Here is a 14,553-nt window from a genome sequence, read left to right as displayed (position 1 = left end):
GTCAGGACTCGGGCTCGCTCCCGGCGCTCACCAGTTCGTCGTAGCGCGCGCCGGTCTGCTTCAGCGTCGCCGTCGAGTAGAGCCGCTCGTGATCGAAGGGGAGGTGCTCCGCCGCGAGCTCGTCGATCTTCGCGTCGACGGCGTCGGCCTCGCGGCCGTGGATCATCGTGAAGAGGTTGTACTCCCAGTCCTGGTCGGGGCGTCGCGGTCGGTGGTAACAGAGCGTCACGTACGGCAGTTCGCCGACGGCCTCGCCCCGCGCGTCGAGGTCGTCGTCGGGGACGTCCCAGACGACCATGCAGTTCGCGTCGAAGCCCGTGACGACGTGGTTCACCACGCAGCCCACGCGCTTGATACAGCCGTCGGCGAGGAGGCGCTCGACGGCGTCGACGACGTCCCCCGGATCGGCGCCGATCGACTCGGCGACGTCGCGGTACGGCGTCGCCGACAGCGGGAAGCCGTCCTGGATCTCGATCAGGAGGGCCGCCTCCAGTTCGGTGAGGTCGCCGACGGCCTCCTCGGAGATGCGCGTCGCGGAGGCGTCGGTCGCGGCGACGCTCTCGCGGGCGAAGGCGTCGTCGTTGACGACGGGGAACTCCAGGTCGATGTAGTAGTCCGTGAGCATCGGGAGATTCAGCACCGGACAGCCCGTGCGGTCTTCGATCTCCGCGAGGATCGCGTCCCGCTTCCGCCTCGAAGCCGCGGTGACGACGAACCACATGTTCCAGGTGTGGTCGCGACGGTAGTTGTGGTTCACCTGGCGGTAGCCGTTGATCACCTCGGCGACCTCGTCGAACCGCTCTGCGGGCGCGGCGACCGCCGCGAGGGTCGAACTGCCGATCACCGGCGGATTCAGCACCGCGCCGAAGCGCCGGAAGATGCCCCGCTCGCGGAGGCGACGGACCCGTTCCAGGGCCTCCGCCTCGTCGATGCCGAGGTCCGCGGCGACGGCGCGGAACGGGCGCTCGACGACGGGAAAGCCGCTCTGGTAGTCGTCGATCAGGGCGGCGTCCACCGCGTCGAGGTCGGCGCGCCAGTCCTCGTCCAGTGCGCTCATTGTCGACACCTGGGACCGAACGGACGTACCTATTTCGGCTCCCGTCTCCCCTCTTCCCAGGTGGGAATCGAACGGGTCACTTTTTATGCTCAAACCCGAATCGATTCGTATGGCTCAAGCGACGGAGCCCGCCGAATTCGGGGAGTGGCCGCTGAAGCGCCTGATGACCGAGGTCGTCGGCACGGGCGTCAAGTCCGCCGAGGATATGACGCGCGAGCAGGCGGCAGAAGCGATGGAGCGGATCCTCGCCGGCGAGCCCGATCCCACCACGCTGGGGGCGTTCTGGCTCGCGAACCGCTGGAAGCACAACAACGCCGAGGAGCTCGCGGCCTACGCCGACGTGATCGCCGAGGACGTCGTCTACGCCGAGCCCGACGCCGACCCCGTCGACTGCGGGGCGAACTACGACGGCAAGGGCGACACCGCGATCCTGGGCGCCGCGGCGGGCATCGTCGCCGCCGGCGCGGGCACGCCGGTCGTCGTCCACTCCGGCGACCGCGTCCCGACCCAGAAACAGGACGCCTACAAGCACGTCCTCGACGAACTCGGGATCCGGACCGAACTCGTCCCGAACGAGAGCGCCGATATGGTCGACGAGACGGGCTTCGGCTTCTACTACCAGCCCGAGTTCGCGCCGCGGGTCCACGCCCTGTGGGACCGCCGCGACCAGATGGGCGTCCGCACGTTCGTCAACACCGTCGAGACGATCGCCAACCCCGCGAAGGCCGACGTCCACCTCGGCTCCTTCTACCACCTCGCGTTCGCGAAGAAGATCGTCGAGACCTTCGAGAACATGGACTCCCAGAGCCCCCACCGCGTCGTGATGTTCCAGGGGATGGAAGGCTACGACGACATCCGGCCCGGCTACACGAAGGTCGGCGAGTGGACCGACGGTGACTTCCGCGACTACGAGATCGAGACGCCCGAGTACGGGATGGACTTCGAGTACGAGGACCTCGAAGTCGACCCCGACGACGTCGCGGGCGACTCCGCGGACCTGACGGCGGAGATCATCGCCGGCGAGCGCGAGGACCACTTCGCCGACGCGGTCGCGCTCAACGCCGCCTTCCGGATCTACGCCCGCGAGGACGCCGAGACCCTCGACGAAGGCCTGGAGATGGCCCGCGAGAGCATCGACTCCGGCGCTGCTGCGGCCGTCCTCGGAGACCTGCGCGACTTCTGATACGGGCGTCACCCGTCCCATCCCATCCCGTCTCCTCGCCGCGGTCCGTTTTCGGCGCCGACACTCGTTTCCCCGCGGCCGCCGTGGGTCGAGTATGGCCAGCGAGACGACGGCCGCGGACCGGATCCGCGCGTACTACGACGCCCTTAGGAGTGGCGAGCCGCTGTCTCCGTTCTTCGCGCGGGACGACGACATCGTGAAGTACGGAATCACGGAGAAGCTGACCGGCTACGACGAGGTCGAAGCGGGCCTGCGGGCGCAGACCGAAACGACCGACGACTGGGTCGTCGAGAGCGACGCGCTCTCGGTCACAGAGCGCGGCGACCACGCGTGGTTCTCCGACGAGGTCCGAATGGCGTGGCGAGACGTCGAATCCGGGCGAGCTTACGACTTCGAGAGTCGCTGGAGCGGGACACTGGAGCGACGGGCGCGCGGCCGTGACGACAGCGCCGGTGGCGGCAGCACTGACGACGGCGACGAAGCGGACTCGACGTGGCGCTTCGTCGGGATGCACGTGAGCGCCGTTCCGCCGGGGCCGCTCGCGGAGTGAGTCGGCGCGGGCGTCGAGAGGCCGAGTGGACACCGTTTTGTATCGGTCGCTCCTTCCTCCCCTATGGTCGACGACGCCGAACTCGAAAACCCCGAGAACCCCGTCGTGACGCTGTCCACCACGAAGGGCGACATCACCGTCGAACTGTTCGAACAGCGCGCGCCGCGCACGGTCGAGAACTTCCTCGGCCTCGCGACGGGCGACAAGGAGTGGAGCGACCCCGAGACGGGCGAGACCCGCACCGACTCGCTGTACGAGGGGACGGTCTTCCACCGCGTGATCGACGGCTTCATGATCCAGGGCGGCGACCCCGAGGGGACCGGCCGCGGCGGCCCGGGCTACACCTTCGACGACGAGTTCCACGAGGACCTGAACCACGACGAGGCGGGCACGCTCTCGATGGCCAACCGCGGCCCGAACACCAACGGCTCGCAGTTCTTCATCACGCTCGACGCCCAGCCGCACCTCGACGGCCGCCACGCGGTCTTCGGGCGAGTCGTCGAGGGGATGAGCGTGGTAGAGGAGATCGGCGACGTGCCGACCGACAGCGACGACAAGCCGGTGAAGGACATCGAGATCGAGTCGGTCGACGTCGAGCAGTAGCGCCGCATCTCCCGCGGACCTGACTGCCGTCCGTCGTTTCACTTTCACCCCGCTCCCGAACCCTTCTTAACCGTCCACGAGGAAGGACTCCGCAGATGACGTCTTTCCAGTCGACGCTCGGCGAGGAGGGCGGCGGGATCGCCGAGGAGCTGGCCGAGGGCCAGCGCGCCATCTCCATCGCCGAGTTCTTCGAGAAGAACAAGCACATGCTCGGCTTCGACTCGGGCGCGCGGGGGCTCGTCACGGCCGTCAAGGAGGCCGTCGACAACGCCCTCGACGCGACCGAGGAGGCCGGGATCAAACCCGACATCTCCATCGAGATCAGGGAGTCGGGCGACTACTACACCCTGATCGTCGAGGACAACGGCCCCGGGATCACCCGCGAACAGATCCCCAAGGTGTTCGGGAAACTGCTGTACGGCTCGCGGTTTCACGCCCGTGAGCAGTCCCGCGGCCAGCAGGGAATCGGCATCTCGGCGGCTGTACTCTACTCGCAGCTCACGTCCGGCAAGCCCGCGAAGATCACCTCTCGAACTCAGCGTTCGGAGACGGCCCAGTACTTCGAGCTGATCATCGACACCGACACCAACGAGCCCGAGATCGAGGTCGAAGAGGAGCGCGCGCCGGGCGAGTCGGAACTCTCGCCGACTCACGGCACCCGCATCGAGATGGAGATGGAGGCGAACATGCGGGCGCGCCAGCAGCTCCACGACTACGTCAAGCACACCGCGGTCGTCAACCCCCACGCCCGGCTCGTGCTCGACGAGCCCGGCCTCGACGAGCCGCGGCGGTACGAGCGCGTCGAGGGCGCGTCCCTGCCCGCCGAAACGGAGGAGATCCGCCCGCACCCCCACGGCGTCGAGCTCGGGACGCTGATCAAGATGCTCAACGCCACCGAGTCCTACTCGGTGTCGGGCTTCCTCCAGGAGGAGTTCACCCGCGTCGGGTCGAAGACCGCCGACAAGGTCATCGACCGCTTCCGGGACCGGCACTTCGGCCGCGAGATGGGCTGGTCGGCGCCGCGCGAGCCCGAGACCGACCTCGAAACCGCGATCGAAGACAGCGTCGCGAACAAGGGCGCCGAGGCGACCGCGACGTTCGCCGAGCGCGTCGCTGACACCCTCCAGTCGCGCGAGCGGACGGCCCACAGCGAACTGGCGGCGATCGTCGACACCGTCGCCGACGACGTCGAGGACGAGTTCGACGCGAACTTCGGCGACACCGTGAGAGAAAACGCCGTCGAGGCGGCGTGGGCTGTCCTGACGGGGGACCTCGACTCGGACCTCTACGCGCTCGTCGACGAGGCCACTAGCACGCGGAAGGACGACGCGACCGTCGCCGGCATCGCCGAGCGGCTGGCCGACAAATTCCGCGACGGCGATCCGACGCACCGCGCCACGCGAGCGACCCTCGTGGACTACGTCGACCGCTCGGCCGACCTCCTGGTTTCGGAGGAGATCTCATTCGGTGAGACCGCCAGGGAAAACGTCGTCGAGGCGGTCTGGGAGACGATGCGGACCGTCCCCGACGACGTCCCGAAGGTCCGGGAGGTCGCGAGCGAGCGCGACGTCGCCTCCGAGCTCCTGGAGGCGATGCGCGAGACCGACATCCTCGCGCCGCCGACGAACTGCCTGTCGCCGATCACGGCCGAGCTCGTCGAGGCCGGCCTTCGAAAGGAGTTCGACGCCGACTTCTACGCCGCGGCGACGCGCGACGCGGAGGTCCACGGCGGCGACCCGTTCATCGTCGAGGCCGGCATCGCCTACGGCGGCGAACTCGAAGACGGGACGGTCGACCTCCTCCGCTTTGCCAACCGCGTGCCGCTCGTCTACCAGCGCGGGGCGTGTGCGACGACCGACGTGGTGAAGGGGATCGGCTGGCGGAACTACGGCCTCGACCAGCCCGGCGGGTCGGGGATGCCGAACGGCCCCGCGGTGATTATGATCCACGTCGCGTCCACGAACGTCCCGTTCACGAGCGAGTCCAAGGACGCCATCGCGAACATCCCCGCGATCGAAGACGAGATCGAACTCGCGATCCGGGAGGCCGCCCGCGACCTCAAGTCCTACCTCAACAAGCGGCGCTCGATGCAGAAGCGCCGGAAGAAGCAGGACGTCCTCGGGAAGATCCTCCCGGAGATGGCCGACAAGCTCTCGGAAGTCACGGGCCGGCCGCGGCCCAACATCGACGGCGCCTTGGCCCGGATTATGAACAACGTCAGCGTCGAGCGCGAGATCGACGGCGACAGCGTCACTCTCGTCGTCGAGAACCACTCCGACCGCAACGAGGCCCCCGAGATCACGGATATCGTCTCGGTCGAGCCCGCGGACCTCCCCGAGGACGCGAGCGTCGTCGACCTCGACGGCGAGTGGTTCGTCACGTGGGAGCCGACTGTCCCGGCGGGTGAGACGGTCGAACTCACCTACACGGCGAGCGGGGACGCGGAGTTCGACGTCGACGTCGACGGCATCGAAGCGGAGAAACTGACGGTCAACGCCTAACTATGAGCACGAAACAGGACGACGAAATCGCACAGGAACGGCTCGTCGATCTCGCTGCGGAGTTCTACGACCAGTTCGCGTCGGGCGAGGTGCCGCATATGGACATCCCCACGCGGACCAAGTCGAACATCGTCTTCGACGAGGAGTCGAAGGTCTGGGTCTACGGCGACCGCACGTCGACGCGGTCTGCCAACAGCGTCCGCGGCGCGCGGAAATTGCTGAAGGCCGCCTACGCCATCGAGTTCCTCGTCAATCAGTTGGAGGCCGACCGCTCGTCGACGCTGCGTGAGCTGTACTACCTCTCGGAGTCGTGGGACAACGAGGAGGCGCAGTTCTCGAGTCAGGACGAGTCGAACCAACTGATCGAGGACTTAGAGATCGTCTCGGGCGTCACCCGCGAGGACTTCCATATGCGCCCCGAGGAGTCGGGCGCGACCCTGATGGGCCCGCTCGAACTCCGCGAGCAGACCCGCCGGGGCGAACGGGAGATCCACTGCCAGAAGGACGTCGGCGAGGGGGGCTACCAGATCCCCAACAACCCCGACACGATCGACTTCCTCGATCACGACATCGACTTCGTGCTCTGCGTCGAGACCGGCGGGATGCGCGACCGCCTCGTGGAGAACGGCTTCGACGAGGAGTACAACTGCCTCGTCGTCCACCTGAAGGGCCAGCCCGCCCGCGCGACCCGGCGGATCACGAAGCGCCTCCACGACGAACTCGACCTCCCGGTCGTGGTCTTCACAGACGGCGACCCGTGGTCCTACCGGATCTACGGCTCTGTCGCCTACGGCTCGATCAAGTCCGCGCACCTCTCGGAGTACCTCGCGACGCCCGAGGCGCGCTTCGTCGGGATCCAGCCGGAGGACATCGTCGAGTACGACCTCCCCACCGACCCGCTGGCGGACTCGGACGTCAACGCGCTCGAATCCGAACTGGAGGACCCCAGATTCGAGACCGACTACTGGACCGAGCAGATCGAACTCCAGCTCGACATCGAAAAGAAGGCCGAACAGCAGGCGCTGGCCTCCCGCGGGCTGGACTTCGTCACCGACACGTACCTCCCCGAGCGGCTGTCGACGATGGGCGTGCTCTGAGCCTCCGGAAGGCTCCGACGAGCGAGGCACCCTCACTACGAGTATCAAATCCGATACTCGGAGGCTTGCGTTTATGTCCTAGGTTTCCCAAAGCCGTGTATGAGCAGCATCGGAGAGCCAATCGGGGCGACAGAACTGTCGGGTCCGGAGCCGCTCGTCAGGTACTCCCGCGACCGCGACGAGGACGGGGCGAACGCGGTCGTCTCGGCGTTCTGTGAGCCCCCGCTCGACGGCGTGCCCACCGAGGCCGAGACGCTGTACACGTGGGTCGACGCGGACGCGATCGACGATCTACTCGACTCCGCGCGGGCGGACCTCCGCCTGTCGGCGGTGATCTGGGAGCACCCCGTGGTGATTACCAGCGACGAGATCGAGGTCTACGAGCCGGGTACCGCCGTCGAGTGACCGCCGTCGACCCCGCCGCCGCCGAGCAATCGACCCGCTACTGTCCGTCGGCCAGGCGCTCGACGCGGGCGAGCGTGTCGGCCTCACCCGGTGACTTGTCCTCGCGAACGTCGACGAACCGCGGGAATCGGAGCGCGTACTCCGAGGAGTAGGTCGGCGAGCGCTGGATCTCCTCGTAGCCGACCTCGAAGACGACCGCGGGCTCGATGTCGACCGTCTGTCCCTCCTCGCGGACGACGTGCGGTTCGAGCCGCTCGGTCAGCGATTCGAGTCGCTCGTCGGTGATGCCGGTCGCGACCTTCCCGAGCGTGGCGTAGGCGTCGTCGGTCGCGTCGGCCCGGTCGGCTTCCTCGATCCGCGCGGACACGAGGAACGTCCCGAGGAGGTTCGCGCGCCGACCCTCGCCCCACTCGGCGCCGGTGACGACGAGGTCGAGCGTCTCCACGTCGGGCTTGCGCTTCAGCCAGTTGCGGCCGCGCTTGCCCGGCGCGTAGGTCGAGGCCGGATCCTTGAGCATGATCCCCTCGTGCCCCGCCGAGAGCGCCGCGTCCTCTATCTCGGCGATCTCCTCGGGATCGTCGGTGACGGTGAGGCCCGAGACGGCGTCGGTGTGACCGAGCAGTTCCTCCAGTCGGTCGTGGCGCTCCGACAGCGGCGCGTCCAGCAGGTCCTCGCCGTCCGCGTGGAGGCAGTCGAAGGCGCGGAGTTCGACGCGGACCTCGTCGCGCATCCGCTCGACGTCGTACTTCCGGCGGAAGCGGCGGAGCACCTCCTGGAACGGAAGGGGGGAGCCGTCGTCGGCGACGGCGACGACCTCGCCGTCGAGCACGGCGGGTCCGTCCAGTTCGCGGTCGACGAACTCCACGACCTCCGGCAGCGGGTCGGTGACGTCGTCTATGTTCCGCGAGAACAGCCTCGTCCTTTCGGCGTCGTGGTGGACCTGGACGCGCGCGCCGTCGAACTTCGTCTCGACGGCGGCCTCGCCCCAGTCGTCGACGGCCTCGGTCGCGGTCCCGGCCTGCGCGAGCATCGCCTGGACCGGACGACCGACCTCCAGGCCGATGGCGTCGAGGCCCGCGCGCCCGTCCTCGCGGGCGACCTCGGCCACCATCCCGTAGTCGTTCGAGACCTGCAGGGCGCGCTCGACGACCGCGACGGCGTCGTCCGCGGGCGAGACCGGCTCGTCGTCGGGATCTTCGTCATCCTCGTCGTCTTCGTCATCCTCGTCATCTTTGTCATCCTCTTGATCGGCCTCTGCCTCTCCAGCCTCAGACTCGGCCCCCGTCCCGCCGTCGAGGAACGCGAGCGCGACCGCGTCGCGGACGGTCCCCTCGCCGACGCCGATCCGCATCTCGCCCAACACGAGCCGCGCGAGGAACTTCGCTTCGCTCGGCGACGCGCGGTTGAACAGGCCGAAGAGGGTGTCGAGCCGCCGGCGCTCGCTCCCGTCGCCGGTGACCCGCGCGATCTCACGGAGCGTCCCGTCCACCTCGGCGACGGTCAGGTCGCCGCCGTCGCCGCCGGCGAAGGCGCCCAGGCCGCGCTGTCCGCCGAAGTCGTAGGTGGCCGCGACGGCGCCGATCTCGCCGATCTCCGCGAGGTCGGCTTCGACGTCGTCGGCCGTGACGTTCTGTCCCGCGGCGCGCGCGATGGCCTCGTGGAGGAGGGCCGGCCCGACGTCGAGCGTCGTCGAGTCCCACGCGGGGAAGACGCGCCCCTGGAGGAACCGCACGACGGTCGGGAGGTCCTCGTCGGCTTCCGCGAAGAGATCGGCCGCGAGACCGATCGTCGCCAGGTCGCCTGGTTCCGCCTCCAGTTCCTCGGCGCGCGCTGCCAGCGCTGCGAACTGCATCGACTCCTCCTATCCGGCGGGCAGACAAGAGTCCGCCGACTCGGACCGACTGCGTCGGGCGACCGCGAGCGTCGCCGCGGGGCCCGAGCCACGGGATTGAAGCCCTCCGGCCGTTCAGGGAGTCCTATGACCGAGGAGCTGGCGGCAGACGTGCGCGACGCCCTCGCCGTCGACGCCGAGGAGTTCGAGGCCCAGGCCCGGACGGACGCCGAGGTCGTGAAGTCGGAGCTCCGGGAGGGGACCTTCGACAACCACCAGTCCATCGTCGGCCTCGAATACGAGTTCTACGCCGTCGCGGACGGCCGCTGGTCGGCCTCCGACGACGACGCCGACACCTACGGCCTGATGCGCGTCCCCCGCCGACTGCTCGAACTCATCGGCTTCGAGAAGGAACTTGGGCTCCACAACGCCGAGATGACGACCAGCCCCCAGCCCCTGAACCCCGCCGGACTCCGCGCCCAGGAGTCGGAGGTGCGTGCCCGACTGGCCGCGGCCCTGGACTGCACGGGCGCCGAGGGGATCCGGCTCGTCAGCGACGGTCTCTGGACGATTCCCCCCGCCGGCGAGACGGCCCGGGAGTACCTCACCGGCAGCGTCGAGGCCGAGGGCGTCCGCATCGCGACGAATATGAGCGGCGCCGTGCGGTATCACACGATGGCGAACGGACCGAACGCCGCCGAGGAGATGACGATCGACGCGCCGAACGTCTCGCTGTCGGCCGACACGGTGATGCCCGAGTCGCTCATCACCTCGATCCAGCCCCACTTCCAGGTCGCTCACGCCGCCGACCTCCCGACGCTCTTCACGTACGCGCTCCGGATCGCCGGCCCGCTGCTCGCCCTCGGCGTCAACTCCCCGTTCTTCCCGCCGGACCTCTACGACGACGTCGGCGCCCAGAAGATCCTCTCGGAGGGGTACGCCGAGAACCGGATCGTCGTCTTCGAATCGGTCCTCAACACCGACGACGTGAAGAAGGTGCGCTTCCCCGAGGACCTGGAGACCGTCGAACAGGCGGTCGACCGCGTCGCCGCCGACGACACGATGGTCCCGATGCCCGTCGAGGAGGGCAACCGCTTCGACGACCAGTTCGCGACGCTCCGCCGGAAACACGGCACGTACTGGCGGTGGGTCCGCCCGGTCTTCGACGGCGCCTCGCGCTCCTCGGCGAACGCCCGGATCGAGTTCCGCCCGCTGGCCGCCCAGCCGACGGTCCGGGACTCGGTCGCCTTCCAGGCGACGTTCGCGGGGCTGATGGAGAGCCTGCCGCGGCGGCGCCACCCCGCGACCGACCAGTCGTGGTCGACCGCCAGACAGAACTTCTACGCGGCGATGCGCGACGGGCTCGACAGCCGCCAGCGGTGGATCCGCAACGACGGCGCGGAGACGATGGATAAAGCGGAGATCTACGAGGACGTCTTCGCCCACGCGGTCGACGGGCTCACCGCCGCCGGCTGTACCGAAGAGGAGGCCGAAAAGTACGTCAGCCCGCTCCGGGCGCGGGTCGAACACGGGACCACGCCCGCAGACTGGAAGGTCGCGCGGGTGAGAGAGTACTTGGCCGACGGCGACTCCTTCGCCGACGCCGTCACCGGGATGCAGCGCGACTACATCCGGAAGCAGCGGGAGACGCTCCTGGACGGGTCGTTCGCGGACTGGCTGTAGTCGGGACTCGACGGTCGAATCCGAGAGCGTCGAGCCGTGACCGCGGGGCGCCCGTCTACAGGACGTCGTCGAAGTCCTTGTGCTGGGTGATGTCGACGCCCTCTTCGGTGACGACACAGACGTTGATGCCGTTGCCCGAGGCGAGGTCGCGCTCGACGGCGCTCTTGATCGAGCGGGCGGCGACGGATGTTGCCTCCTCGATCGAGAGGTCGTCGCTGTACTCCTGTTCGAGGACACCGAGGGCGTACTGGCTGCCCGAGCCCGTGACGGTGTACTCCTCTTCGAGGATCGACCCGGCCGGGTCGATGCTGTAGATGTGGGGCCCCTCCTCGTCGACGCCGCCGAGGATGGGCTGGACGATGAAGAACGCGCCCGAGCGGAGGAAGTTACCGAGGAGCGTCGAGAGCGCCTGCATACTCATGTCCTCGCCGCGACGGGCCTCGTAGAGCCGGACCTCGGCGCGGATCGAGCTGATGAGCGACTGCGCGGCCGAGACCGACCCGGCGATGGTCAACGCGCCCGTCGGGTGGATCTCTTCGACCTTCTGGACGTTCTTCGAGGAGACCATCCGGCCGAGGCTCGCGCGCATGTCGGTCGCGAGCACGACGCCGTCTTCGGTCTTCAGCCCGACCGTGGTCGTCCCCGTCTTGGTCTCTTTGTCGCCCATCTGTTGGGCCCGCTGTTCGGCGTTCTCGAACTCGCCGAGTTCCGGCGCGAACACGCCGGAGTGCTCGCCGTTCAGCGGATCGAGACGCCCCGAAACGTCGTCGCTCGTAGGAGTACGCATTACTCGCAGTTAACGCCCGCCGCTGATAAATGCCACCCTTCCCACCGCTGTTGCCCGTATCGTCCCGCCGGCCGCGTCGACGCCGCAGGCGCCCGCGTAGCTGACGCTGACGGTGTGATGACGTCCGCACAGAAACAGCGTTTCGATCCTTAGCGACCCTCGGCCCCGCCGTCGGCGCGCTCGTAGGTCCGTTCTGCGGATTCGATGAGCGGGCGGACCGGAAGCGTGAGTCCCAGACGCCGCGCGGCGAGCGCGATCGGCATCGCGAGGATGCCCAACAGCAGTGTCGTCTGATACAGTACGAGGGCAACGCCCCGGTGCAGGTCTTCTATCATCGCCTTGGCGTTCCCGCGGCAGCCGGTGTATATAAGCTTTTCTCGTCGAGTCTGGGGAAAGGGTCGACGCTGTGATGCGATTTCGTCGTTCGTCACGGATCCCCGGACGATTCCGATTCTCACCGAGCGCGAGCCGTACGAACGGGCTCAACAGCACGGTTCGTTCGCATAAGTTATGCGCAGTATCGGAGTGGCGTACGCACCGTAGGGTGCCTGAGATGGTCGATCTCAGTGTCACGGAGTCGCACCCGCGGGATCGAACCACAAGACACGAAACCCCACGGCACCACCTGCTCGTATGAGCAATTATCTCGTCGCGATGGAGGCCGCGTGGCTGGTCCGCGACGTCGAGGACATCGACGACGCCATCGGGGTCGCCGTCAGCGAGGCCGGAAAGCGACTCAACGACAAGGACAAGGAGTACGTCGAGGTCGAGGTCGGCGCCACGCCGTGTCCCGCCTGCGGCGAGCCGTTCGACTCGGCGTTCATCGCCGCGAACACGGCGCTCGTCGGGCTCCTCCTGGAGATCGACGTGTTCAACGCCGACAGCGAAGAACACGCCTCCCGGATCGCCAAGAGCGAGGTCGGCGGCGCGCTGCGGGACGTCCCCCTCGAAGTCATCGAGGTCGTCGAGACCGAGGCCGACGAGGACGATCGGGACACAGACCGCAGTCAGTGAGCGGCCGGCCCCGAAAGGCTTTCGTATAACTTCAGGTAATTAGGGGTATGGACCTTCCCACGCCCGAGGACCTGCGTCAGCGTCGCACCGAACTCGACCTGACGCAGAGCACGCTCGCCGAGATGGCAGAGGTCTCCCAGCCGCTCATCGCCCGGATCGAGGGCGGCGACGTCGACCCCCGGCTGTCGACGCTCCGCCGGATCGTCAACGCGCTCGAAGAGGCCGAAGGCAGCGTCGTCCGCGCCGAGGACCTGATGAACGACGACGTCACGAGCGTCGCCCCCGACGACTCGGTGCGCTTCGCCCGCGACGTGATGCTCGACGAGGGCTTCTCCCAGCTCCCCGTGATCCGCGACGGCCGCCCCGTCGGGATCATCTCCAACAGCGACATCCGGCACGCACAGGAGCAGGACGACGTCGGGACGCTCCCCGTCGCGGACGTGATGCGGGAGTCGGTCACGACCGTCGAGCGGTCGGCGACGTTAGAAGAGATCGACGCGGCGCTGGATCACCACTCCGCGGTCCTGGTCGTCGAGGGCGGAGACACCATCGGCATCATCACCGAGGCCGACGTCGCCGCGCACCTGTAAGCCGGTCGCGAGGCCGCTTCGTCCTGCCCTCAGAGTTCGAGCCCGCGGATCGAAACGCCCGTTCCCTCTTCGACGCGGCCGATCACGCGGCCCTCCGTGTCGCCCGCGAGCGCCTCGGCGTCCTCGGGCGCGAGCGCGCAGACGAAGCCGGTCCCCATGTTGAACGTCCGGTGCATCTCCTCGTCGGAGACGTTGCCCGCCGACTGGACGAACTCGAAGACGGGCTGGGCGTCGAAGGGATCCTCGATCACGTAGCGGTGCTCGCCCAGCCGTTCGAGGTTCGTCCACCCGCCGCCGGTGACGTGGGCCGCCGCGCGGACGTCGTGGTCGCGCATCGGATCCAGCAGGTGCGTGTAGATCCGCGTCGGTTCGAGGAGCGCCTCCCCGAGGGTGTCGTAGTCGCCGAACGGACAGGGATCGGTGTACTCGTGCTCGCGGGTGACCGCCGTCCGCGCGAGCGTCAGGCCGTTGGAGTGGATGCCCGAGGACGAAAAGCCGACGAGCGCGTCGCCCGGTTCGGCCTCGCCGGGGAAGACGGCGTCCTTTGCCGCGAGGCCGGTGCAGGTGCCCGCGAGGTCGAGGCCGCGGACGACCTCGGGCATCACGGCGGTCTCGCCGCCGACGAGTTCGATGTCGGCGGCCTCGGCGCCCGCGTCGAGCCCCTCGCCCACCTGCTCGGAGAACGTCTCGTCGGGCTCGTCCACCGCGAGGTAGTCGACGAACGCCACCGGGCGGACGCCGGCCGCGACGAGGTCGTTGGCGTTCATTGCGATGCAGTCGATGCCGACCGTCGAGTAGTCTGCCAGCGCCTCGGCGACGAGGAGCTTCGTGCCGACCCCGTCGGTCGCCAGCGCGAGGTAGCGGTCGCCGATGTCGAGCAGCCCGGCGTAGTCGCCCTCGCTCTCGCCGACGGCGCCGATCAGCGCCGCCGTCGCCGCCTCGCTGGCCTCGATGTCCACGCCCGCGTCGGCGTAGGTCAGTTCCTCGTCGTCGGCGTCCGAGCCCCCCGGAGCCGCCTCGTCGTCGCTCATACGCGGACACCCGCGGCGAGGAATCAAAATACGTCCGGTCTGCGAGCGCGCTGATACTGTCGGACACAACTGTTTCAAGATATTCGCCGCCCCGGGCGGCGAAATTCTTCACAGACTTGTGTCCGACAGTATGAGGTCCCGTTCGGATCTATTCGTCAAAACCGTCGGAGACGACTCAGATCGGTCTTTGAACGATCTACGGCGTTCTAAAACGCTCGTAA

At 68.3% G+C, this 14,553-nt stretch carries 14 protein-coding genes; 9 read left to right on the top strand and 5 right to left on the bottom strand.

What is annotated here, in order from left to right; genetic code table 11:
• Position 1: 1 nt before the first annotated feature.
• A complete protein-coding gene (gene ahbB, locus ACQUQ0_RS08000) occupies positions 2–1,057 on the bottom strand; it encodes a siroheme decarboxylase subunit beta (RefSeq protein ID WP_435184430.1) in 1,056 nt (351 codons plus the stop codon).
• Between the two features lie 109 nt (positions 1,058–1,166).
• Here ahbB and ACQUQ0_RS07995 point away from each other — a divergent pair, with 109 nt between their 5' ends.
• The 6 genes from ACQUQ0_RS07995 (at position 1,167) to ACQUQ0_RS07970 (ending at position 7,396) form a co-directional block, all read left to right on the top strand.
• Positions 1,167–2,240: an anthranilate phosphoribosyltransferase gene (locus ACQUQ0_RS07995; RefSeq protein ID WP_435184428.1), complete on the top strand. Its 1,074-nt coding sequence runs from the start codon at positions 1,167–1,169 to the stop codon at positions 2,238–2,240.
• 94 nt (positions 2,241–2,334) lie between these two features.
• Positions 2,335–2,790, top strand: a complete 456-nt coding sequence (locus ACQUQ0_RS07990; RefSeq protein WP_435184427.1) for a nuclear transport factor 2 family protein — start codon at positions 2,335–2,337, stop codon at positions 2,788–2,790.
• A 63-nt stretch (positions 2,791–2,853) separates the two neighbouring features.
• Positions 2,854–3,393 carry a peptidylprolyl isomerase gene (locus ACQUQ0_RS07985; protein ID WP_435184426.1) on the top strand — a complete coding sequence of 180 codons (540 nt, stop codon included), beginning with the start codon at positions 2,854–2,856 and terminating at the stop codon, positions 3,391–3,393.
• Positions 3,394–3,488: 95 nt separating this feature from the next.
• The gene (locus ACQUQ0_RS07980) at positions 3,489–5,894 is read left to right on the top strand and encodes a DNA topoisomerase VI subunit B (protein WP_435184425.1); all 2,406 of its coding nucleotides are present in this window, start codon (positions 3,489–3,491) and stop codon (positions 5,892–5,894) included.
• A gap of 2 nt (positions 5,895–5,896) precedes the next feature.
• A complete protein-coding gene (locus tag ACQUQ0_RS07975; protein ID WP_435184424.1) occupies positions 5,897–6,991 on the top strand; it encodes a DNA topoisomerase IV subunit A in 1,095 nt (364 codons plus the stop codon).
• A gap of 99 nt (positions 6,992–7,090) precedes the next feature.
• Positions 7,091–7,396, top strand: coding sequence for a HalOD1 output domain-containing protein (locus ACQUQ0_RS07970; protein ID WP_435184423.1), 306 nt, complete (start codon positions 7,091–7,093; stop codon positions 7,394–7,396).
• Positions 7,397–7,433: 37 nt separating this feature from the next.
• Here the strand turns inward: ACQUQ0_RS07970 and ligA are convergent, their stop codons facing one another.
• Entirely contained in the window at positions 7,434–9,248 is a 1,815-nt protein-coding gene (gene ligA / locus ACQUQ0_RS07965; protein ID WP_435184422.1) for an ATP-dependent DNA ligase LigA, read from the bottom strand.
• A 126-nt stretch (positions 9,249–9,374) separates the two neighbouring features.
• On the opposite strand from ligA, the gene ACQUQ0_RS07960 reads away from it, so the two are divergent.
• Positions 9,375–10,910, top strand: coding sequence for a hypothetical protein (locus tag ACQUQ0_RS07960; protein ID WP_435184421.1), 1,536 nt, complete (start codon positions 9,375–9,377; stop codon positions 10,908–10,910).
• 55 nt (positions 10,911–10,965) lie between these two features.
• On the opposite strand, the gene psmB is transcribed toward ACQUQ0_RS07960, so the two are convergent.
• Together psmB and ACQUQ0_RS07950 are read right to left on the bottom strand one after the other, a co-directional pair.
• Positions 10,966–11,697, bottom strand: a complete 732-nt coding sequence (gene psmB / locus ACQUQ0_RS07955; protein ID WP_435184420.1) for an archaeal proteasome endopeptidase complex subunit beta — start codon at positions 11,695–11,697, stop codon at positions 10,966–10,968.
• Between the two features lie 149 nt (positions 11,698–11,846).
• Entirely contained in the window at positions 11,847–12,032 is a 186-nt protein-coding gene (locus tag ACQUQ0_RS07950; RefSeq protein WP_435184419.1) for a hypothetical protein, read from the bottom strand.
• A 298-nt stretch (positions 12,033–12,330) separates the two neighbouring features.
• Here ACQUQ0_RS07950 and ACQUQ0_RS07945 point away from each other — a divergent pair, with 298 nt between their 5' ends.
• Both ACQUQ0_RS07945 and ACQUQ0_RS07940 read left to right on the top strand, forming a co-directional pair.
• Positions 12,331–12,711 carry a DUF555 domain-containing protein gene (locus ACQUQ0_RS07945; protein WP_435184418.1) on the top strand — a complete coding sequence of 127 codons (381 nt, stop codon included), beginning with the start codon at positions 12,331–12,333 and terminating at the stop codon, positions 12,709–12,711.
• Between the two features lie 47 nt (positions 12,712–12,758).
• Entirely contained in the window at positions 12,759–13,301 is a 543-nt protein-coding gene (locus tag ACQUQ0_RS07940; protein WP_372389634.1) for a CBS domain-containing protein, read from the top strand.
• 29 nt (positions 13,302–13,330) lie between these two features.
• Here ACQUQ0_RS07940 and purM read toward each other — a convergent pair whose 3' ends face one another.
• Complete coding sequence (gene purM, locus ACQUQ0_RS07935; protein ID WP_435184416.1) at positions 13,331–14,332, bottom strand: phosphoribosylformylglycinamidine cyclo-ligase; 1,002 nt, start codon at positions 14,330–14,332, stop codon at positions 13,331–13,333.
• Positions 14,333–14,553 lie beyond the last annotated feature (221 nt).

This window comes from Halobellus sp. EA9 (assembly GCF_051195055.1).
GTDB classification, from domain to species: domain Archaea; phylum Halobacteriota; class Halobacteria; order Halobacteriales; family Haloferacaceae; genus Haloquadratum; species Haloquadratum rubicundus.
The sequence above is the reverse complement of the archived record's forward strand: the minus strand, read 5'-3'. Positions and strand labels throughout refer to the sequence as shown.